This window comes from Treponema maltophilum ATCC 51939, from assembly GCF_000413055.1.
Lineage (GTDB): Bacteria > Spirochaetota > Spirochaetia > Treponematales > Treponemataceae > Treponema_C > Treponema_C maltophilum.
Genome location: NZ_KE332518.1, coordinates 1,168,822 through 1,188,057, shown reverse-complemented (window position 1 = coordinate 1,188,057; position 19,236 = coordinate 1,168,822). Strand labels below are relative to the sequence as shown.

The 19,236-nt window shown below is 45.6% G+C and carries 20 protein-coding genes, 1 pseudogene and 1 CRISPR repeat array; of the genes and pseudogenes, 10 read left to right on the top strand and 11 right to left on the bottom strand.

What is annotated here, in order from left to right:
• Positions 1–7: 7 nt before the first annotated feature.
• From sufB to aroH, 4 genes are all read right to left on the bottom strand, one after another.
• Positions 8–1,426 (bottom strand): Fe-S cluster assembly protein SufB, encoded by a 1,419-nt coding sequence (sufB, locus tag HMPREF9194_RS05330; protein WP_016525358.1) that lies wholly within the window; start codon positions 1,424–1,426, stop codon positions 8–10.
• Complete coding sequence (sufC, locus tag HMPREF9194_RS05325) at positions 1,423–2,175, bottom strand: Fe-S cluster assembly ATPase SufC (protein ID WP_016525357.1); 753 nt, start codon at positions 2,173–2,175, stop codon at positions 1,423–1,425. The genes sufB and sufC overlap by 4 nt, the downstream gene beginning before the upstream one ends.
• A gap of 98 nt (positions 2,176–2,273) precedes the next feature.
• A complete protein-coding gene (locus HMPREF9194_RS05320) occupies positions 2,274–3,899 on the bottom strand; it encodes a glycogen synthase (protein ID WP_016525356.1) in 1,626 nt (541 codons plus the stop codon).
• Positions 3,900–3,914: 15 nt separating this feature from the next.
• The gene (aroH, locus tag HMPREF9194_RS05315; RefSeq protein ID WP_016525355.1) at positions 3,915–4,280 is read right to left on the bottom strand and encodes a chorismate mutase; all 366 of its coding nucleotides are present in this window, start codon (positions 4,278–4,280) and stop codon (positions 3,915–3,917) included.
• Between the two features lie 329 nt (positions 4,281–4,609).
• On the opposite strand from aroH, the gene cas9 reads away from it, so the two are divergent.
• The 7 genes from cas9 (at position 4,610) to HMPREF9194_RS05285 (ending at position 10,973) form a co-directional block, all read left to right on the top strand.
• The gene (cas9, locus tag HMPREF9194_RS05310; protein WP_016525354.1) at positions 4,610–7,993 is read left to right on the top strand and encodes a type II CRISPR RNA-guided endonuclease Cas9; all 3,384 of its coding nucleotides are present in this window, start codon (positions 4,610–4,612) and stop codon (positions 7,991–7,993) included.
• Between the two features lie 35 nt (positions 7,994–8,028).
• A complete protein-coding gene (cas1, locus tag HMPREF9194_RS05305) occupies positions 8,029–8,949 on the top strand; it encodes a type II CRISPR-associated endonuclease Cas1 (protein WP_016525353.1) in 921 nt (306 codons plus the stop codon).
• The gene (gene cas2, locus HMPREF9194_RS05300) at positions 8,927–9,262 is read left to right on the top strand and encodes a CRISPR-associated endonuclease Cas2 (RefSeq protein ID WP_016525352.1); all 336 of its coding nucleotides are present in this window, start codon (positions 8,927–8,929) and stop codon (positions 9,260–9,262) included. Before cas1 ends, cas2 begins: the two co-directional genes overlap by 23 nt.
• A 68-nt stretch (positions 9,263–9,330) precedes the next feature.
• A CRISPR array of direct repeats spans positions 9,331–9,695; the repeat unit is 36 nt; unit sequence ATTATACCTGATTAATTTTTCTGGTCAACCTGCAAC.
• Positions 9,696–9,933: 238 nt separating this feature from the next.
• The gene (locus HMPREF9194_RS05295) at positions 9,934–10,224 is read left to right on the top strand and encodes a hypothetical protein (RefSeq protein ID WP_245540724.1); all 291 of its coding nucleotides are present in this window, start codon (positions 9,934–9,936) and stop codon (positions 10,222–10,224) included.
• A complete protein-coding gene (locus HMPREF9194_RS05290) occupies positions 10,193–10,549 on the top strand; it encodes a helix-turn-helix transcriptional regulator (RefSeq protein ID WP_016525350.1) in 357 nt (118 codons plus the stop codon). Before HMPREF9194_RS05295 ends, HMPREF9194_RS05290 begins: the two co-directional genes overlap by 32 nt.
• Before the next feature lie 26 nt (positions 10,550–10,575).
• Complete coding sequence (locus HMPREF9194_RS12390) at positions 10,576–10,749, top strand: hypothetical protein (protein ID WP_016525349.1); 174 nt, start codon at positions 10,576–10,578, stop codon at positions 10,747–10,749.
• Positions 10,746–10,973: a hypothetical protein gene (locus tag HMPREF9194_RS05285; RefSeq protein WP_016525348.1), complete on the top strand. Its 228-nt coding sequence runs from the start codon at positions 10,746–10,748 to the stop codon at positions 10,971–10,973. Before HMPREF9194_RS12390 ends, HMPREF9194_RS05285 begins: the two co-directional genes overlap by 4 nt.
• Positions 10,974–11,342: 369 nt before the next feature.
• Here the strand turns inward: HMPREF9194_RS05285 and HMPREF9194_RS05280 are convergent, their stop codons facing one another.
• Positions 11,343–11,501 carry a chorismate mutase gene (locus tag HMPREF9194_RS05280; protein ID WP_016525347.1) on the bottom strand — a complete coding sequence of 53 codons (159 nt, stop codon included), beginning with the start codon at positions 11,499–11,501 and terminating at the stop codon, positions 11,343–11,345.
• 173 nt (positions 11,502–11,674) lie between these two features.
• On the opposite strand from HMPREF9194_RS05280, the pseudogene HMPREF9194_RS12610 reads away from it, so the two are divergent.
• Together HMPREF9194_RS12610 and HMPREF9194_RS05275 are read left to right on the top strand one after the other, a co-directional pair.
• Positions 11,675–11,827: pseudogene (locus HMPREF9194_RS12610) on the top strand (hypothetical protein); the annotation flags it as partial.
• 105 nt (positions 11,828–11,932) lie between these two features.
• The gene (locus HMPREF9194_RS05275; RefSeq protein WP_016525346.1) at positions 11,933–12,307 is read left to right on the top strand and encodes a hypothetical protein; all 375 of its coding nucleotides are present in this window, start codon (positions 11,933–11,935) and stop codon (positions 12,305–12,307) included.
• Between the two features lie 144 nt (positions 12,308–12,451).
• On the opposite strand, the gene HMPREF9194_RS05270 is transcribed toward HMPREF9194_RS05275, so the two are convergent.
• The gene (locus HMPREF9194_RS05270) at positions 12,452–12,871 is read right to left on the bottom strand and encodes a hypothetical protein (protein WP_016525345.1); all 420 of its coding nucleotides are present in this window, start codon (positions 12,869–12,871) and stop codon (positions 12,452–12,454) included.
• 15 nt (positions 12,872–12,886) lie between these two features.
• Positions 12,887–13,225, bottom strand: a complete 339-nt coding sequence (locus tag HMPREF9194_RS05265; RefSeq protein WP_016525344.1) for a hypothetical protein — start codon at positions 13,223–13,225, stop codon at positions 12,887–12,889.
• Positions 13,226–13,288: 63 nt separating this feature from the next.
• On the opposite strand from HMPREF9194_RS05265, the gene HMPREF9194_RS05260 reads away from it, so the two are divergent.
• Entirely contained in the window at positions 13,289–14,161 is an 873-nt protein-coding gene (locus HMPREF9194_RS05260) for a hypothetical protein (protein ID WP_016525343.1), read from the top strand.
• Here HMPREF9194_RS05260 and HMPREF9194_RS05255 read toward each other — a convergent pair.
• From HMPREF9194_RS05255 to HMPREF9194_RS05240, 4 genes are read right to left on the bottom strand one after another with little or no spacing between them, the layout of a single operon-like run.
• Positions 14,139–15,200, bottom strand: coding sequence for a hypothetical protein (locus HMPREF9194_RS05255; protein WP_016525342.1), 1,062 nt, complete (start codon positions 15,198–15,200; stop codon positions 14,139–14,141). The two genes, HMPREF9194_RS05260 and HMPREF9194_RS05255, sit on opposite strands and share 23 nt — an antisense overlap.
• On the bottom strand, positions 15,200–17,500 hold the full coding sequence (locus HMPREF9194_RS05250; RefSeq protein ID WP_016525341.1) for a Gldg family protein: 2,301 nt from the start codon (positions 17,498–17,500) through the stop codon (positions 15,200–15,202). The genes HMPREF9194_RS05255 and HMPREF9194_RS05250 overlap by 1 nt, the downstream gene beginning before the upstream one ends.
• 4 nt (positions 17,501–17,504) lie before the next feature.
• A complete protein-coding gene (locus HMPREF9194_RS05245; protein WP_016525340.1) occupies positions 17,505–18,239 on the bottom strand; it encodes an ABC transporter ATP-binding protein in 735 nt (244 codons plus the stop codon).
• A gap of 31 nt (positions 18,240–18,270) precedes the next feature.
• Entirely contained in the window at positions 18,271–19,197 is a 927-nt protein-coding gene (locus HMPREF9194_RS05240; protein WP_016525339.1) for a ribonuclease Z, read from the bottom strand.
• Positions 19,198–19,236 lie beyond the last annotated feature (39 nt).

Genomic DNA, 19,236 nt, shown 5'->3' with positions numbered 1-19,236 from the left:
CTGTCCTTTACAAAGTGCCTTTCATCTCAAGGCGGATAAGATTGTTCATTTCTACGGCGTATTCGAGCGGCAGTTCTTTGCTGACGGGGTTTGCAAAACCGCTTACAATCATATTGCGCGCTTCGTCTTCGGGAATACCGCGCGACATCAGGTAAAAAATCGCGTCGCCGGAAATACGACCGATCTTCGCTTCGTGGCCGACATCCACATCGTCGGTGTGAATTTCCATAGCCGGCACCGTGTCGCTGCGGGAATTTTCGTCGAGCATAAGCGATTCGCAGGAAACGGACGCTTTGCTGCCGCGCGCTTTTTTGTCGATATAGATCGAAGAACGGTAGGTGCTTATGCCGCCGCCTTTGGAAATCGATTTTGTCGTAATGACGCTCGACGTATGCGGCGCGCTGTGCACCATCTTGGCTCCCGTGTCGAGGTTTTGGCCGCTTCCGGCAAAGGTAACGCCCGTAAATTCGGCTCTCGCGCGCTCGCCGACCAAATCGCTTTCGGGATACAAATACGAAATATGGGAACCGAAGGAACCGGACACCCATTCGATGGAGCCGCCCTCTTCGACCCGCGCGCGCTTTGTATTCAAGTTATACATGTTTTTCGACCAGCTTTCGATCGTCGAATACCGTAAGCGCGCATTTTTTGCAACGTAGAGTTCAACGGCACCGGCGTGCAGGTTTGCCACATTGTATTTCGGCGCCGAGCATCCTTCGATAAAGTGTAAATCCGCGCCTTCTTCGACGATGATGAGCGTGTGTTCGAATTGTCCCGCGCCCTTTGCATTTAAGCGGAAGTACGATTGCAGCGGAAACGACAGATGGACGCCCTTGGGCACATAGACGAACGAACCGCCCGACCATACCGCACCGTGGAGCGCCGCAAATTTATGAGCGCGCGGCGTAATTAAACGCATAAAATGCTCTTTAACGATGTCGGCATAATCGCCCCACAGCGCGCTTTCAAAATCCGAATAGACGACGCCCTGCTTTGCAACTTCTTCGCGTATATTGTGGTACACGAGTTCGCTGTCGTATTGCGCACCGACACCCGCAAGCGAAGTGCGTTCCGCTTCGGGAATGCCGAGTTTTTCGAAGGTTTCCTTTATATCTTTGGGAACTTCTTCCCAGGAATTTTTCATCGTCGTATTCGGGCGCACATAGGTTGCAATATGTTCCATGTGCAGGCCGCTTATATCCGGTCCCCACGTCGGCACGGACATTTCATTGTAGATTTTAAGGGATTTCAAGCGGAAATCCCGCATCCATTCGGGGTCGTTTTTGTCTTTTGAAAGCTTTAAAACGATTTCCTCGGTTAAGCCCGGATCGTTGCGGTAAAAGTCATTTTCGTCGTAACGAAAATCGTACATCGACTGATCGATGTTCATCTTTGCGGCGCTTTCTCTGTCTATGACGTCGCTCATAGGCCGCCGTCCTTTTCAAAGCGCTCAAAGCCGTTTTTGTTGATTTCGCCCACGAGGGACGCGTTGCCCGTTTTAACGATTTTACCTTTGACAAGCACGTGTGTAAAATCGACGTGCAGGCTTTCGAGGATTTTCGTCGCGTGCGTAATGATGAGCAGGGTGCCGCCGTTTTGCTTGTATTCTTCAATTCCCTTTGATACCGTGCGCACCGCGTCCACGTCGAGCCCCGAATCGGTTTCGTCGAGGATTGCGAATTTCGGTTTGAGCATGAGCATTTGCAGTATTTCGCTCTTTTTGCGCTCGCCGCCTGAAAAACCGACGTTCAAATCGCGCGAAGCGTATTCTTCGTCCATGTTCAAAAGCTTCATCGCCTCCTGCAAATCTTTTTTAAACTGGAACAGTTTGACGCGCTCGCCCGTGCGCTGCTGAATCGCGCTTCGAATAAATGCTTCGAGCGAAATGCCCGGCACTTCGAGCGGGCTTTGAAAGGTTAAAAACATGCCGGCTTTTGCGCGTGCATCCGTTTTTTCTTCGGTTATATCTTTACCGTCGAAAAAAATCTTTCCGTGCGTTACGGTGTACACGGGATTCCCGATAATCGTATTGCCGAATGTCGACTTACCGGCTCCGTTAGGCCCCATGAACACGTGGGTTTCACCCTGATTGATTTTTAAAGAGACGTCGTGCAAAACCGATTTTTCATCGACATCTACCGAAATATGCTGAACATCGAGCAGCGGATAACTCATAAAAACTCCTCTAAAGCACCGGTTGTCGGTCAGAACAAAAGAATAACCGATACTAACTTGAATATACCTGTATTATTGTAAAAAAGCAAGCGCAAACGTTATTTCAGGTTTTCGTAAAAGGGGATGTATTCGTTTTTGATGATATTGTCCCACGCGTATGTACTTTGCACATGGCGGGACGCATAGGCGGCACATGTTTGTACAAAAGTCGGATTGTCCTGCATGAGGCGCGCCGATGTAAGCATAATACCGGCCAAAACCTGCGGCGTGTTTTCGTCGTACAAAAAGCCCGTTTTGCCGTCGATAATTTTGCGCAAACCTCCGCACGCGTGAGCAATGGGAAGCGTTCCGTAAATCTGCGCGATAAAGTCTTCAAGTCCGCAGGGTTCAAAAACGCTCGGGAGTATGATAAAGTCGGACACGGCGACGCACAAACGCGCCGAGCGGCGGTCGTATCCGCGAAGATACAGGTATTTGCCGGGAAAATCGTGCGCCAAACTTTCGTGTTCGCGTTCCAATTCGCGCCCGCCCTGCCCCGTTACGATAAAACGCGCGTCGCCGTTTTCCTTCAGCACAATGCGCGCGGCCTTTGCCAAAATATCCGTTCCCTTTTGGTGAACGATGCGGCCGTGATACGAAAAGAAAACGGCTTTGCGATCATCCGGCACATCGAGGAAACCGTAGCGTTTTAGAGTTAAAGCGCTTTTACACGCATCGTTTGAAAAGCCGCCGGCGCAAGATGTACCCGCAGTGTGCGTGCCGTCGGCCGAAGCGTTATCTGCAGCGAAACGTGTAAGAAAATCCGTTCGGCAGCGGTATTTGCCCGCAAAATCGCCGCTTGCAGGATCGAAAGCGTACGGCAGCATGGATGCTTCCGTTTTTTTTGGATCATATTTTGCGTATGAAATGCCGTTGGTAATTCCCGTTATGCGCGTACCGCGGCGGGCAAAAACGGCCGAAAGTCCGCCCGAGTTCGGATCGGACGGATCGGTCAGTTCCTGCGCGTACCACGGCGATACGGTGGTTAACGCCGCATACGGTTCGGCGAGTAAATACGGTTCGCAGCGCCCGTCGATAAGGCTTTGTTCAAAAAGATGTTCGGGCAAATTAAGCAAAGAAGCGGCTTTTTGCGCGCTTTCGATTTCATGACGGTAGGCGTTTCCCGCATTGTGTATGGTTAACGCAAAGCGGGTTTCTTTATACGCGTCCGCATACAAAGCGTCGTTTCGCGCGATAAAAGGCACAAGGGCGGCGGCCGCATCCTGACAGTGAATGATGTCGGGAACCGACGAGGTTTTTGCGCCGTATTCGAGAACGCCTTTTTGAAACAGCACATGCAACAGGTTTGAGTCGGCATGCCCCCGGCCGGGAATATATTCGGCCTTTATGCGCTGTTCGTCTTCGGTATATGTGTATACTCCCAGTTTTGCCGTAAACAGCGAATGGACGATAAACACAAGGCGCACGCCCTTATAATGAGCGGCCGCATAGGCTATCGTATATGTGCGTCCTTCGGAGGCGATATCGGCGCGTAAATCGGGAATAAGCGTAAAATCGTTTAATTCGTTTAGAAAAGTGCAGCCGTAAAAGGGAATAAAAACGGTTACGTCGTACTGTTCTTTTTGCAAACCTTCGGCCAAAGAAGCCGTTACGTTTTTTACGCCGCCCGCCTCCGCCACACCGGCATATTCGCGGCTCACAAGCCAAATTTTTTTTTGCATCATCGGCGCAAACTTACCTTATAAGGAACGCAAATCGGGACGCAGTTTTTGCGCTTCGCCGAGGTAGACGTGAACGGGTTTTGAGCCGGAATAAGCGGTTACGAGAACCCGTACCGTATGCGCCAAAGCGCCCTTTACGACAGGTTCAGCGGCACAAAACAAGGGAACGCCGGTGCATAAACCGCTTTTTCTGAGTACGGAAGCCGGATTCGCACAGTCCAAATCGCCGGTAAGGGTAAACTGCACGGACACGATATCGTCTTCGCACAAAGCGTTTTTTTCAAAAATCCGCCCCATCAAATCGGCAACCGCCTTTTGCATATCTTCCGCCGTGTTTTCCGTGCACACCGCTCCCCGTATACCGTACAAACGCTTATCCTGCATAAAACGATTGTACCCTTTCGTAGCGGCCCGTGTCAACGCAAAAGGCGGTGTAACTTCCTTCGCGCATAACAGGCTTTACATACTTGCTTGGCAAAACAAAAAGGAAGCCGAAGCTTCCTTTTTTCATGTGATGATTTTTACATTTTATTAAAATGTAAAAACATTTTGCGGAGTCAAAGACTCCTTGTTAGCAGGTTGATCAAAAAAATTAATCAGTGGTTATAGCATACAACAAAATCATTTTATTGTCAAATATTTTTTTTCTACGCTTTGTACCGAATTTCGGATCTCTTTTGCCGATTTTACACTTTTGTGCTATAATTATCTTCATGAATGACAAAAATCAAAGATACCGCTTGGGTCTCGATCTGGGTACCAATTCAATCGGCTGGTGTATATATTGGTTGGACGGCAATAACAAACCTGATGCACTTATCGATATGGGCGTTCGCATATTTTCCGACGGCCGTGATCCGAAAACAAAAGAACCGCTTGCCGTGGAGCGCAGAACCGCACGCGGGCTGCGGCGTATCCTATATCGAAGAAAACTGCGCAGGAAACAGATGTTTCGCTTGTTGCGGGAACAAGGCTTGATGCCGAATGATCCCTCCGAGGCGACAGCGCTTAAATCGTTAAATCCCTATGAACTCCGCGTAAGAGCGCTGGATGCGAAACTCGAAGCGTATGAACTCGGCCGTGTTCTGTTTAATTTATCCGTCCGGCGCGGATTTAAAAGCAACAGAAAAGAAGCGGTACAGGAAAAAGAAAAAGACAACCAAAACGACGTAAAATCACAAAATGAAAAATGTGAACGCCTTGCAAACGCTATAAAAGATTCCGGGTTCAGAACACTGGGTGAATTTTTGTGGAAACATAAAAATACGGAAACGCAGCAAACAGAAAACAATACGCGCGATATCGGCATGCGTTTTGCGCCCGGCCGTTCGAATTATTATCCGACTCGCCGAATGTATGTCGAAGAATTCGAGGCGATTCGCAAAGCGCAGGAACCCTATTATAGAGGCGTAAACTGGGATGCGCTTTATGAAAAATTGTTTTACCAGCGGCCTCTCCGTGCGCAGGAACGCGGCAAGTGTCGGTATATGCCCGACAAAGAGCGCACGTTTAAAGCGATGCCCTGTTCGCAAAAGATCCGCATTCTGCAAGAAGTATACAATATGGATTACATTGACGCATTAGGAAAAGCATTTCCGATCGGGAATGCCCAAACTGATATGCTAATCGCGCTGCTCGATAAAAAAGAAAAACTTACTTTTAAAGCAATGAAAAAAGAGCTGGGGATCGATGAATCCTGTACGTTTAATTTGGAGAGAGGCGGACGGGAATATTTACAGGGAAATACAACCGCCGTCAAACTGCGCAATAAAAACAGATTCGGCGACTTGTGGGATTCTCTTTCTCCGGTAGAACAAGATACGATCGTTGAAAAACTGATTACCGCAGACGAAGACGCGGAAATCATCTCCATACTCGAACAATACGATTTAACGGACGAACAAAAGAAAAACATCGCCGCGATCGTACTGCCGTCAGGAACGTCGATGCTGTGCAAAGAAGTGACGGAAATGCTTGTTCAAAAAATGGAACAAAACAAAATACCGCTGACCGTTGCCGTTCAGATGCTCGGTTATAGATACGCCGATCAATCGGTTCACGAAGAAGACGAACTTCCCTACTACGGCGCCGTTTTGACCGGTTCTACGATGGGAGCACATCCTGAGCAGGATGAATCGAAACCTGAATTGAAATACGGAAAAATAAGCAATCCGACCGTACACGTAGCGCTGAATCAAACCCGCACCGTCGTAAACGCGCTGATAAAAGCCTACGGTAAGCCGCAACAAATAGTCGTAGAGCTTTCACGCGATTTGAAAGCGAGCAGAGAAGCAAAAGCCCGAATTCAAAAAACGATCACTATGAACCAAAAACGCAATGAGCGGGACAATAAAAATATTACAGATATCACAAAGATTCCATACCCTAACAGAAACGACCGATTAAAATACCGCTTATGGGAAGAATTAGGCAGCGATTCTTTCAGCAGAAAGTGTCTGTATTGCGGAAAGCCGATCAGCGGATCCGAAATTTTTACAAAGGATATCGAAATAGAGCATATTCTTCCGTTTGGACGTACACTTTTTGACGGCGAAACAAATAAAACGATTGCGCATACAAGCTGCAATAGGGATAAAGGAAACAGCTCGCCGTTTGAAGCCTTCGGTTCGAGTCCGAACGGGTATAATTGGCATGATATTTGCGCAAGAGCAAATTCGTTAAAAAATCCTGCAAAAAGGGCGCTGTTTGCGGAAAAAGCGATGGAAAAGTTTGAAAAAGACAGCTCTTTTATACAGCGTCAGCTTACCGACAATGCATATCTTTCGCGTTCCGCGCTGCGGTATTTGCGATGCATCTGCAAAGATGTGTGGTCGGTCAACGGAGGTATGACAAAACTGCTGCGCGACAAGTGGAATATAGATTCGATTTTAAAACGGGAAATCGGCGATACCGAAATAACGCATTTCGAACTGAAAGACGAGCAAATCGGCCAATACAAAAAGAACCGCTACGACCATCGTCATCATGCCCTCGACGCTTCGGTCATCGCATTGATTGACCCCGATATGGTACAGGCGATTTCCTTATCAAATCAAAATCATTTAATAAACAGGATCAAAGTGCCGCAAATGCCCGTACTCCGCAGCGAATTGATCGAAAAAGTAAAACATATCACGGTCAGTTTCAAACCCGATCACGGCCGGCAGGGAAAGCTTTCAAAAGAAACGCTCCTCGGCAAAATAAAAAAGATTGAAAAAGTCAATATCGATTCCATACAAACGGATGACGACATAGCATCGATAAAGGACGACGTAGTCCGTACCCGGTTTGAAACAAAGTACCGCGAATTTGGCGATTTAACAAAAGCAAAAGCCGCATTAAAAACCGAGTTTCCGAAATTGGACGTCTTTAAAACATACTATGTTTCGCGTACGCCGATAGTGTCGCTTACGGAGAAAAACATAAACAGTATCGTCGATGAAAAAATAAAAGAAAAACTGAAAACATTTATTAAAGAACATGCCGATTTGTCCTTTGCGGAACAGCTGCAAAAATTCAGCGAAACGGAATGGATCGGAAAACCGAGCGCGGCAGGTAAACCCGGCAAAAAATACCGCATCGTAAAGGTACGCTGTATAAACTGGGGACAAACACCGATTAGGATTGCGAGTTCCGCAGTTCCCCGCTACCTGTGCCCTGAAGATTATTTGACGGCCGTCGTTTGGCAGATGCCGTCAAAGACGAAAAATGCGGAATCCGAATACAAAGCGACATTTCTCCGACGCGATGAATTTGATGTCAACAACAAACCTAAAAAATTGGAAAAACCGCATGATGCGGCAAAGTATATCTGTATGCTCTATAAAGACGACTACCTCGAGTTCACCGAAAACGGCATAGCATATCTTTGCAGAATAGCAGGGCTTCCGGCATCGCAAGAGAATAAAATCGATATTCGTCCGATATATGCGGCTTCAAACTGCAAAGATTGGATTATTGCAACGAATGACAATATGCTTGAACCTTGTTGGAGAGCAAAAGAACAAGAAAAGCGTATTTCCGTAAATGTGCTGTTCGGAAAGTACAAAGCGCACAGCGTAACGGTTAATCCGATCGGACGGGTTTCCAGAAAATAATAATTTTCTGCGTATCTGCCGATAATATATACGGCGTGATACACAGAGTTTTGGAAATCTATGAAGAAAACCGTTATCTTGCTCTGAGCCGAGGTTTTATAGTCATCAAGCATAAAGATGAAACGCTCGGTGAAATACCGCTTGACGATATCGGCGTATTGCTGCTTTCGGCACAGAGCGTCGTCTTGTCAAAAAATATTTTAAATGCATTGACGGAACACGGCTGTATTACAATACTGTGCGGTAAGAATTATTCACCTCAAAGCATGGTTTTACCTATCGCCTCTCATTATCTGTTTGCAAAAATTATAAAAAATCAAATAGAAGCTTCGGCGCCGCTCAAAAAACGAATCTGGCAGCAAATTGTCGTCCGTAAAATAAAAAACCAGGCACAAGTATTGCACATGGATGGAAAAGAAGAAAACGCAAAGCTTGTCGATAAAATATCGCTGCTCGTAAAATCGGGCGATCCCGACAACCGCGAAGCTTATGCCGCAAAAGTGTATTGGAAAGCTTTATTCGGCAAAGAATTTATTCGCGACAAAAATGCGGAAGGCATCAATTCTCTGCTCAATTACGGATATGCCGTAATGCGGGCGGCCATGGCGCGCGCGGTATGTTCTGCAGGTCTTTTACCCTCTCTCGGTATTCACCACGACAATAATTTAAATCAATTTTGCCTCGTCGACGATCTCTTTGAAATATATCGCCCGCTCGTGGATTTTACCGTTGCCAAATTAGAAAAAGAAGATAAAAAAATACTTACACCGGAAATAAAAAAGCGGCTTACCGATGTACTTTGGGTTAAACTCCATACAACCGAAGGAAATTCACCGGCGTTTCAAAGTATGCAATATATGGCAAATACCTATGCACGTGCGCTGGAAAGCAAAAAAACGGATATCGAACTGCCCCTATGGGACGGAGATGAAAATGCGCGACTTGATTTTGAATAAGTATGAACTTATGTGGATGATGGTACTGTTCGACCTGCCGGTCATTGAAAAAAAAGAACGAAAAGATGCTACGGAATTCAGAAAATTTTTATTGGATAACGGTTTTTCAATGGTTCAATATTCCATTTATACAAAATTATTTTCGGGAAAAGATGCTTGTGAAAAATATTACAGAATGATACACGATAACTTGCCGATAAAGGGAAAAGTTGATATTATCACGATAACGGACAGACAATATGGCAATATTATCAGTTATAATGCAGGGGAAAAACAGCAAAAAAAACAGCCGGGGCAGTTCCTTTTATTCTGATTTTCGTTTAAAAATAACACGCCCGGCACAAACCATCTCCTTGCATGGCAACGGTTTACACCGGACGTATTATACCTGATTAATTTTTCTGGTCAACCTGCAACTCATCCGTTAAACGTTGCCATGGTGTGCAATTATACCTGATTAATTTTTCTGGTCAACCTGCAACACCGTTGCTGATTTATCCGCCGCTGGTTTGATTATACCTGATTAATTTTTCTGGTCAACCTGCAACCGCTCAATATCGTACACGTTTTTCAAGAGGATTATACCTGATTAATTTTCCTGGTCAACCTGCAACAAGCGGCCGCGCGCGTTTTATGATTTTTTGATTATACCTGATTAATTTTCCTGGTCAACCTGCAACAAGCGGCCGCGCGCGTTTTATGATTTTTTGATTATACCTGATTAATTTTTCTGGTCAACCTGCAACTAAACGCCAGCCGTAACGCCCTAGTACGGTTATTATAAAGACCGAAAAAGCCATTGCCAGTAAAACCTTGTTTAATTATGAATTGCTGTACAACGGAAAAAACATTGCAGGGCTTCCGCCTGCGATTGGACAGGAAAAAGAGAAAGTCGCCGGTCGGCAGTCCGTTCACAGTATCGATGCACAAAGAGAAAAAATTGCGGTACGCAAAGAGGAAAAAACTTGACATTATAACCAATATATGGTTATAATAAAAATAGGCAGACAAATGTACAGGGTAATACAAAAAAAGAAGATACAGAAAGCAGTTTTGAAAATGCCTGAAAAGGAACAAGAATTGTTTTCCTACCTGCTTGAAGATCTGGAGGAAAGCGGCCCGATACAAAAATGCTGGCCGAATTTCAGTATGCTGGGAAAAAACAAATATCACTGCCATCTTTCTTACCATTGGGTTGCCTGTTGGGAGGAAACTATAAGAGGAATTGAATTGGAGGTATATTATGCAGGTTCTCGTGAAAACGCCCCCTATTAAAATTGAAGGCGATATACCGCAAGATTTGCTTGCGTTTGTTAAAACACGCTATCCTCACGCTACGGTTGAAGAAGATGATGATGAAACATATATTGAAATAAAAGAAACCGATTGGTATAAAAATATTGTAAAGAATCGGACACCGCAAAAAACCTTACGTTTGTTTCGTTATCGAGATAATTTAACGCAAGCAGCGTTGGGAAAAAAATTGGGAATCCCTGCACAACATGTTTCCGGAATGGAAACGGGACAGAGAACGATAAGTCCGCGTATGGCGCGGAAACTCGGCGAAATATTCGGCACAAAGTATCAGAATTTTTTATAAACAACAATTTTCGGTGTAGATATATAATGGCTATTCGATATTCAGAAGACGGCGACATAGAAGCGTACGACGAAAAAACAGGGAAAACGACAGGGCATATTTCCACAATGGGAAATATGATTGATGAAACAAAAGAAGATAGGCGGCGCAACGAAGAAGATATAAAGCGCGTAATGAAAAAATGCGGACTGACAAAATGACAATTCAAGATTTTATCAGCGAACATAATGCAGATTTTGACACATACGAAGTCCGCCACGATTGGCACGGAAACAAGGTTTATTCAGTCCGGCTGAAATCAAACGAGGGAGCTTGTATCGGTTACCCGCAATATGCACTGGAAAAAGCCGGTAAAATAAGATTATCCACGCCGGAAGAAACAATAGACATTATGAAAACAGATATACCGAGCACTGAGGATTAAAACACTCGCTTAGCACTGCGAGGATTGTCGTAGTCCGGTTTTATAACAATACTTGAGAAAATAAATAATAGCCCTGCGTAATTGCGGGGCTGTTATTTATTTTTCGGTAGTACGACCTTATTTATTATCTGTCAAGAGAACTTTCATTAAAAAAACACGCCAGCACCGTTATCGGTAACTGGCGGCAGCTGAACAGGCATATACCTGCTCGGTTAAAATGTACGACTTAAATTGTTATTTGTCAAGGTATAAAAAACAGAAACCGCCATGGTTGGCGGCTTCCATTTAGCTGAACGTAGGTTTCCCCTTGTTCAATTACAATGTACGACCTTATTTATTATCTGTCAAGCGCAAAATTTTATCATCTGATCAACCTGCAACTATACGCACGGACACGATATCGTCTTCGCATAAAGCGTTTTTTTCAAAAATCCGCCCCATCAAATCGGCAACCGCCTTTTGCATATCTTCCGCCGTGTTTTCCGTGCACACCGCTCCCCGTATACCGTACAAACGCTTATCCTGCATAAAACGATTGTACCCTTTCGAGCCTGCCCGTGTCAATAAAAGGGAATTCGTATGCCAAAATCAGAGAAATATTTGAAAGAGCATTTAGGAGAAAGCAAGAGTTAGACCTATAAAAGTGTGCTGAAATATGGTATAATATTATAAATAGGGTATAAGATGGAGGAACTCATAAAGGTGAATTTATAGGAATAACACCAACAAACAAAGTTATAGAAATACCAGGTATAAATATCGATAAAATTCTTGATGGTAAGATTGTTGAGCATAGTGGTGCCGCGAGCACGTTTGAAGCGTTTTTTGAAAATAGTTTGATTAAACCGGTATAAATGTATATTATGAGAAAACACAGATAAATCCCGGTTTGTAGAGATAGGTGAATTAGAATTTGTAACTGAAATTTTTTGTATTTTGTGAAGGGAGAATATTGATTTATGTTTTCAATATTAGGTGCGGTATTATTTGGACTTATAGCAATTCTGACGGTTCTTGTTGCTTGCGGTTTGCCTTTGGGCGAATTCACAATGGGGGGACAACATAAAATCTTACCCAAGAAATTGAGAGTTGCGGCAGTCATTTCGGTGGCTATCCAAATTTTTGCAATGATAATTATTTTGCAAGCCGGAGGTTTTATTTCCTTGTGGTTTTCTTTTAAGGTTACTAAATATATTTGTTTCTTCTTTGCCGCTTACCTATCTTTGAATACTGTTATGAACATGATTTCAAAAAGTAGAAAAGAAAAATATGTTATGACTCCGCTTTCACTTATAGCCGGAATATGTTTTTGGATAACGGCATTTCAGATGTAGTATGTAAAATGAGAATAATCTCTGATATAGAACAATTTTTGAAACAGTAAATCACAGCCCGTCATCATAAACTTCTTCACGTGTTAAATTTTCATCTTAATTTGAAAACATTACGGTCGCCATGCCTGGCTATTTTTTAACATATCATATCCCGAAATGAATCAAATTCATGTTTTTATGCTTTGCTGATAAAATAAAATCTAGAAAATTTTTTAATTCTGTTATTACGAAAGCCTTATCCAGTTTTTCCCCCTCCAGATCTCTTAAGGTCTCTTTGCTTTCTAAAGTTTTCATAAATATGTGAATACGATTATATAGTCCTAAAAGTTGATCATTATGAATATATGTCATACCCATATATGCTAAATTTTTTATTTCTTTAGTATTTTTGTAATCGTAAAATTGTATATTTTTTAATTCATCAAAAAACAAACAAAGTATATCATCATGAATATACATAATTGGATATTTGAACGATTTTTTATTATAGATAACGAACTTTCCGGTATTTTTATGTAATTCATCATTGTCTATCATTGCAAATTCGTGCGTTAAATCGGTCATTCGCTTTAGCCCTACTTACTTCGCCGCAAAGAGGGTGCCGTTCGCAAACAAAAATAGCACAATCGATACAATCAAAAAGAGCACGTACAAAAAAACAAAAGCGGCAAGGCCGCGCTTTTCGGTTGTAACAAGATAGACAATCAGCTGGACGATGCCCGCAAAAATAAAAACCGCTGTCGCGGCGGTTAAAACGCGCACGATATTCAGCAAAAGCTTTTGGCTTTCGTCGGAAAACTCCTGCACGTTGCCGGCGGTATAGAAAAAAAAGATTGCCAGAGACAAAAAAAACAAAAAAAGCACGGCGCGGTTCGTTATTTTAAAAAGAAAGGGTTTGCGGATTTGCTGCTTTTTCACCTTGCATATACCTTTATAAGCCTATATACTACTATGCGAAAGGATTTTACGCAAGGCAAAATTATGAAGAAAAAATCTATCGTATCATTTGTACTTTTTTTATTGCTCGGTGCAGCCGTTTTTTTTATCGGCTGGGTTGAATTTTTTGTTCCCGCGGGAAAATGCGGTGTTATGATATCGAAAACCGGCGGAGTATACAAAAAGGTTATCCGCTCCGGCACCTTCGATTGGCGCTGGGAAAGGCTTTTGCCGACCAATACGCATATACACATCTACAGTACCGATGCACTCAAAAACACGCATACGATTACCGGTTCGCTCCCGTCTTCCGACATATATTCGAATTTGCTCGAAGGCAAGCCCGATTTTTCGTACCGGTTTTCGGTTTCGGTTGCGCTGAACATAAAAAGCGAAGCGCTGCCCGCTTATATAAAAGGGCACGGTGCGGTTTCGCAGGATGAATTGAACGCGTATATTTTGGGCGAAACGGAAGGAATTGCACGCTCGGCGGTCCGTTTTGTCCTCGATAAAGCGCTCAACGACCCGTCGTTCGTAATCGAAGCAAGCCTTTCCGACACGGAATTGCTGAAAGGGATCGACGCGGAAAACCGTTTTCCGGACTTTACCGTAAGTTCTCTGCACATAAACGAGCTGCGCGTTCCCGACACCGGATTGTACAACGCCGCAAAAAGCGCTTACAACGTCTATCAGGTTAAATTAAAGGAAAGGCTGGAAAAAAGTGCGGGCGCACAGGCCGGTCAAGCCGCTTCCGATTATTTGGAATTGGAACGCTTTTCGCGCTTGGGGCGCATTTTGTCCGAATATCCCTTGCTGATTGATTTTTTATCCGTTTCCAAAGGAAAGAACGTTACGCTCGAATTGCCGAAAAATCCCAAAGTGAGCGCCGATTCTTCTAGCGGCGGAACGGATCAATAAGGCTTTCGTAGGTCAATTCGCTTATGGATAAGGCGTACCGCGCCGCCGTGTACGGATTTTCCGGCACGGCACTATAGTCCGTTCCGCGTTTATATACCGAAAAAGACGCTTCGCTTCCGTCTGCAAAGACCGCCGAAAGGCTTGAAACGGGAGTTTCGTCTCCCGCCGCAGCGGCACCGCCTGCCTGCACCGTGTCGATTTGCATCGTGGTGATTTGTGCCGTGCGCGCTTCAAAAAGCGTATGTACGGCACTTTCAAAAGCGCCGTCGCCTGCGACGAGCGTTCGTTGCGGCGCATCCCGTGCGTGAACGCGGGCGGCATTGTTGCGGTATTCGCGCAAAATAAGCTTTTGCACATCTTTTTCGCCTTTTCCGCCTCTGAGGCAGTCGGGAATAAGTTTTCCGTCCGCCCAAAACGATGGATTGTAATTCAAAAAAACGGAGGCATCGTCTTCGCAGGCATACACGCGTGTGCGCTTAGTGCCCGCTTTTGACTCGGACGCGATATGCAGGGTTTTGGTGCCGTTTTTCGGCACGGCTATGCGCAAAGAAGAAAAGACTTTTTCGCCGAACTGTTTATCGTTCACAGCGACACCCGACACGGGGAAGTAATCGCCCTTGTTTGCGTCCGTATGCGCAAAATCCAGCGTAAAAACGGCGTCATTGTGTATAAAAAACGCCTCGGAGCCGCCCTTGTCTGAAATAATATACATCTTTCGAACTTTTCTAAGTATATCGATGAGATCATCAACCCGCCGGCTGTCGGCGGGAAAAACCGAAGCGGCATCGGGCGCATTCCGTAAAGCCTGCCGTTCGATCCTGACGAACCAAAACCCGTCAACTTTGTACAGCGTCAGATCGTTTGTGTTTTGCCTCAGCCGTATCGTGTTTATGTCCTGCACGTATTTGGGATTCAATAAAGCGGTTTGCACTTCTTTAAGATTTTTTCCGCCCCTTTTTATCGCAGTGCCGATTATTCCCGTACATAAAAGCACAAAGGATGCGGCGTATAAGAGGGTACGTAAAAAAGTTTTATTCATTACCGCCCTTCTCCGATGCTTTCTTTTTTGAGTTTTTTTCGGTATCTATGCACGCCGAGCAATAAAAGCGCAAAACAGCTTATAAAGCACAGCGGCACGGCAGCCAGTACCGCATTTTTTTTATCGATAAAAGCGGGATTTGTGGCGTCAACGGTAAGGCTGTAATCGGTAAAGCTGCGGTTTTTTATCGACAGCAGTCCGTCTTCCCCCGACAGCCATAAAAGGCCGTTTACCAAAAAATCATAATTGGAAGAATTCGCCGTAAATGCGCTCATCCGCGATATAAAATAGCTGTCTGGGACGACAATCATTTTTCCGCCTTGAGCGGTTTGCAAAGCCGCCGCCGCAGGATATTGTCCCATTGCGGTTTTTACCGGTTTTTCGGCCGAAAAGGGGTCGGTTCTGTAGGGACTTTCCCCTTCCTGCAGCGGATACTGAACCCATGCCGAAGGCGAGGTAAACGCGAGCGCGTCGAGTTCGTCGTCAGGATATTCGGCGGAAGGCGAAAGTTCCATCGGCGAAGGCCAAAACAAATCCAAGCCCGCAAAGGCTTTGGACACGGGATGAGCCTTATCGGCGGTTTGTTTTTCGACGCGCACAAAAAACGGATAAGCGATATAGTTGATGTTTTGCGCGGAACCGTCTTTTCCCGCAGTGCTTTGTTCCGCTGCGGCAATGCGCGCACATGTTTCGTCTTCCAAAAGAGCCGTATCTATAAAGATGCCGCGCTTTTCGAGCAGCTTCAAAAAAGGATTGCCGGGCACGGGATAAGCCTTCCAATCGCTTTGAGTATTGACGGTATTCGCGCTCAGTGCGGCAAAGATGCGGCCGCCCGATTGCAAAAGAGAAGAAAGCGCTTCGCTTTGTTCGGCCGTCAAAGCGGAAGAGCCGATAAGCAGTACGGGGGTAAACGAGGGCTGTAAGCGCGTAAGAGCCCCGGTGCTCAACACTTCGACGGAAAAGCCCGCGCTTTCAAGCCAGGGGATTACATAAGGGTATTCGTCGTCGATATCGGATTCCGACGCATTTACAAGAAAAACGTTCCGCTTTCCCCTTCCGGTAAGAAAAGCGATTTTGTCGGCCATGCCGAATTCCAAATCGTCGCCCGTAAGCAAAAAAGGAATGCGCGCGATTTTTTCTTCGTATTCAAGTACAATGCCCGAATAAAGCGGTACGTTTTCGTCCGCGGCACCGAGCGGAAGATACTGCGCCCCTATGCCGGCGTTTTCGGCCGCCTGCCGGTGAGAATCTTTCGATACGGTAATGACGCGCACGCCGACATTGCGCGCATCGGCATAATCATAGAGCAAATCGCGTATTCTGCGCACCTGCGGAAAAGCGCGCTCAAGTTCCGCCGACACGTAATACGAAACGGTCAGGCGGTTTTGCAAGCGGGCAAGCACCGCCTTTGTCGTATCGGACAGACTGTACATACGGTTTTTTGTAAGGTCCAAGCGCGCGTAAAAAATTCCGCCGTTCCATAAAATCATACAACACAACAAAAACACGCCCCGGCAGCTTGTATACAGTTCTTTTTTTTGCCGTGAAGGCGTTTTTGAAAACCGGGCATATTTTATTTTTTCCGTATGGAATGCCGACAGGGACAGGCATAAAACCGCGATACAAAGATAAAATACAATATCGCGGCTGTCGATAATTCCTTTAACCGCGCTTTCAAAATGCCACGAAAAAGACACAAAGCGGCATAAGGCGCCGAGCGCGCCGTTTACGTTAAAGCGCTGTATTCCGCGGTGTATAAATGCCGACAAAGCAAATACAAGGCTCGAAATAAAAAACGACAGCGAATTCGAGCGGCATACGAGGGCGATCCATTGAGCGAACGCAATGAGCGCCGCCGAAGATGCAAGCATTCCCAAAATGCCCGTACATAAAACGGAAATGTCTATGGGGGCAAAAAACGAAGCGCCGAGCGGAACAAAGACCGACACAAGTACAAAAAACGAAAAGAAAATAAAAACGGCAAGCCATTTTGCAAGACGGATAAAAATCGGTTCAAGCGGCGCCGACAAAATAAAATTGCCGTCTTTTTCGTGCATATGCATTGTCAGCGCGGGAATGCACAAAACGGATGCGACAGGCATGCTTGAAAAAAAATTGCGCAAATCGGAGGAACCTTTGCCCGGGATAAAAAAACGGTGAATGAAAAAAAAGCCGTAATACACGCAAAACACGAAAAAAAGGCCGCTAACGTATACGGCGGGATTGACGCTTAACGAAAAAAGTTCGCGTTTTAAAAGAGATGTAAAAATCGCCCTTCTTTTGTGCCGTGTTCCGTCCATCGGTTCAAACTTTCCCTTTGCCGTTTTCCGTTATGCGCAAAAACGCATCTTCAAGCCTCGTGCTTCCGGTTTGCGCGCACAGCGCTTCTTTTGTACCGTCTGCCGCAACGGTTCCGTTATGCAGGATAATGATTTTCGAACACAGATTTTCGATTTCGCTTATAAGATGGGTTGAAAACAAAACGGTTTTCGTTTTGCTCAGTTCGGCGATTAAAGAGCGCATGTCGGCCGTTTGCCGCGGATCCAAGCCCGCCTCCGGCTCATCGAGCACGAGTACCGAAGGATTTTTTAAAAGACAGCAGGCTAAAGAAAGGCGGCGCTTTAAGCCGTTTGAAAGATCTTTTACTTTTTGGGAAAACACATCGCACAGACCGCAGCGTTCGGCCGCAAAAAAAACGGCATCTTTTTGAACGTTTGCCGGACTTTCCGCAAGAACGGCGGCAGCGTGAAAATGCAGCAATTCGTAGACCGTGAACGGAAAAGAAAAATCGGCGTGTTCGCTCATAAAACCTGTTTGCGCTTTATTTTTAATCGGATCCGTTTCGGCGTCGATACCGTTTACCGACACGCTGCCGCCGTCGGCATAGTGAATGCTGCACACGGCTTTCAGCACGGTGGTTTTTCCCGCACCGTTTAAGCCGGCAAGCGCCGTTACCGAACGCGGCGGAGCGGTAAAGCTTACGCCGTGCAGAATTTCGCGCGAACCGTAACTTTTTGAAAAATTCCGTAATTCAATCATGCGTGCATGCGAATCCTTTTAATCTTTATACTTAATCTTTATACGGTATTTCGAACACCATTCTGTCCTTTGTGAGCACCGTTTCTTTAAAAACACTTTGGGCTTCGCAAAGTAACTGTTTTAAATCGCTGTCGGTATAGCGCGGGCTGTAATGGATGAGGGCAAGTTTATCGACTTGCGCGTCTTTTGCAACCGCTGCCGCCTGAACCGACGTCATGTGTTTTTTTTCGGCGGCCTGTTCGGCGAATTCTTTTGTGAACATTCCTTCGCACACGAGTAAATCGGAACCGCGCACTTCTTTGGCGATCGACGGAAGATACTGAGTATCCGTTACATAGCTGAATTTTCTGCCCTTGCGTTCGGCGCCCAGCACTTGTTCCGGTTTTATGTCTCTTCCGTCGGGAGTGCGCACCGTTTCGCCGTGCTGTAGGGCCGACCACAAAGGCCCCATCGGAACGCCCAAATCCCGCGCCGCTTGCGGATTGAATTCGCCCGGCCGATTTAATTCTTCGAGCGTGTAGCCGACGCAGGTTTTCGTATGCTTGAGCGGAAAAGCCCGCACGTAAAATCCGTCGCCTTCGTAGCACACGCAGGGAGCTTCTATTTCTTTTACGATAATCGGGTAATTTATATACATATCCAAAACGGAACGGCTCGTTTCAATGTATTCGGCGATTTTCGGCGGTCCGTAAATATACAAAGGCTCGTCGCGTTCCACTTGAGAAGAAAGCATTAATATACCGGGAAGACCGGTTACATGGTCGGCGTGCGTATGACTCACAAAAATCGCGTGTATTTTTTTCCATTTTAAATTAAGCCGGCGGAGCGATACTTGCGTTCCTTCACCTCCGTCGAATAAAAAAAGCTGCCCTTCCCGTCTGAGCAGCACCGAAGTTAAGTGACGGTACGGCAGCGGCATCATTCCGCCGCAGCCCAATACAAAAGCTTCAAGGTTCATGTGAGTCAGTATAACTGAAAAACCGAAACGTTGACAAGC

Bases quoted from the DNA above. Each gene is read 5' to 3' on its own strand.
- HMPREF9194_RS05245 (WP_016525340.1), bottom strand. From the start codon at position 18,239: ATGATTGAATTACGGAATTTTTCAAAAAGTTACGGTTCGCGCGAAATT.
- cas2 (WP_016525352.1), top strand. From the start codon at position 8,927: ATGCGCGACTTGATTTTGAATAAGTATGAACTTATGTGGATGATGGTA.
- HMPREF9194_RS05260 (WP_016525343.1), top strand. From the start codon at position 13,289: ATGAAGAAAAAATCTATCGTATCATTTGTACTTTTTTTATTGCTCGGT.
- sufB (WP_016525358.1), bottom strand. From the start codon at position 1,426: ATGAGCGACGTCATAGACAGAGAAAGCGCCGCAAAGATGAACATCGAT.
- HMPREF9194_RS05250 (WP_016525341.1), bottom strand. From the start codon at position 17,500: ATGGACGGAACACGGCACAAAAGAAGGGCGATTTTTACATCTCTTTTA.
- HMPREF9194_RS05275 (WP_016525346.1), top strand. From the start codon at position 11,933: ATGTTTTCAATATTAGGTGCGGTATTATTTGGACTTATAGCAATTCTG.
- HMPREF9194_RS05270 (WP_016525345.1), bottom strand. From the start codon at position 12,871: ATGACCGATTTAACGCACGAATTTGCAATGATAGACAATGATGAATTA.
- HMPREF9194_RS05240 (WP_016525339.1), bottom strand. From the start codon at position 19,197: ATGAACCTTGAAGCTTTTGTATTGGGCTGCGGCGGAATGATGCCGCTG.
- HMPREF9194_RS05320 (WP_016525356.1), bottom strand. From the start codon at position 3,899: ATGATGCAAAAAAAAATTTGGCTTGTGAGCCGCGAATATGCCGGTGTG.
- sufC (WP_016525357.1), bottom strand. From the start codon at position 2,175: ATGAGTTATCCGCTGCTCGATGTTCAGCATATTTCGGTAGATGTCGAT.
- HMPREF9194_RS12390 (WP_016525349.1), top strand. From the start codon at position 10,576: ATGGCTATTCGATATTCAGAAGACGGCGACATAGAAGCGTACGACGAA.
- HMPREF9194_RS05255 (WP_016525342.1), bottom strand. From the start codon at position 15,200: ATGAATAAAACTTTTTTACGTACCCTCTTATACGCCGCATCCTTTGTG.
- cas9 (WP_016525354.1), top strand. From the start codon at position 4,610: ATGAATGACAAAAATCAAAGATACCGCTTGGGTCTCGATCTGGGTACC.
- HMPREF9194_RS05280 (WP_016525347.1), bottom strand. From the start codon at position 11,501: ATGCAGGATAAGCGTTTGTACGGTATACGGGGAGCGGTGTGCACGGAA.
- aroH (WP_016525355.1), bottom strand. From the start codon at position 4,280: ATGCAGGATAAGCGTTTGTACGGTATACGGGGAGCGGTGTGCACGGAA.
- HMPREF9194_RS05295 (WP_245540724.1), top strand. From the start codon at position 9,934: ATGGTTATAATAAAAATAGGCAGACAAATGTACAGGGTAATACAAAAA.
- HMPREF9194_RS05290 (WP_016525350.1), top strand. From the start codon at position 10,193: ATGCAGGTTCTCGTGAAAACGCCCCCTATTAAAATTGAAGGCGATATA.
- HMPREF9194_RS05285 (WP_016525348.1), top strand. From the start codon at position 10,746: ATGACAATTCAAGATTTTATCAGCGAACATAATGCAGATTTTGACACA.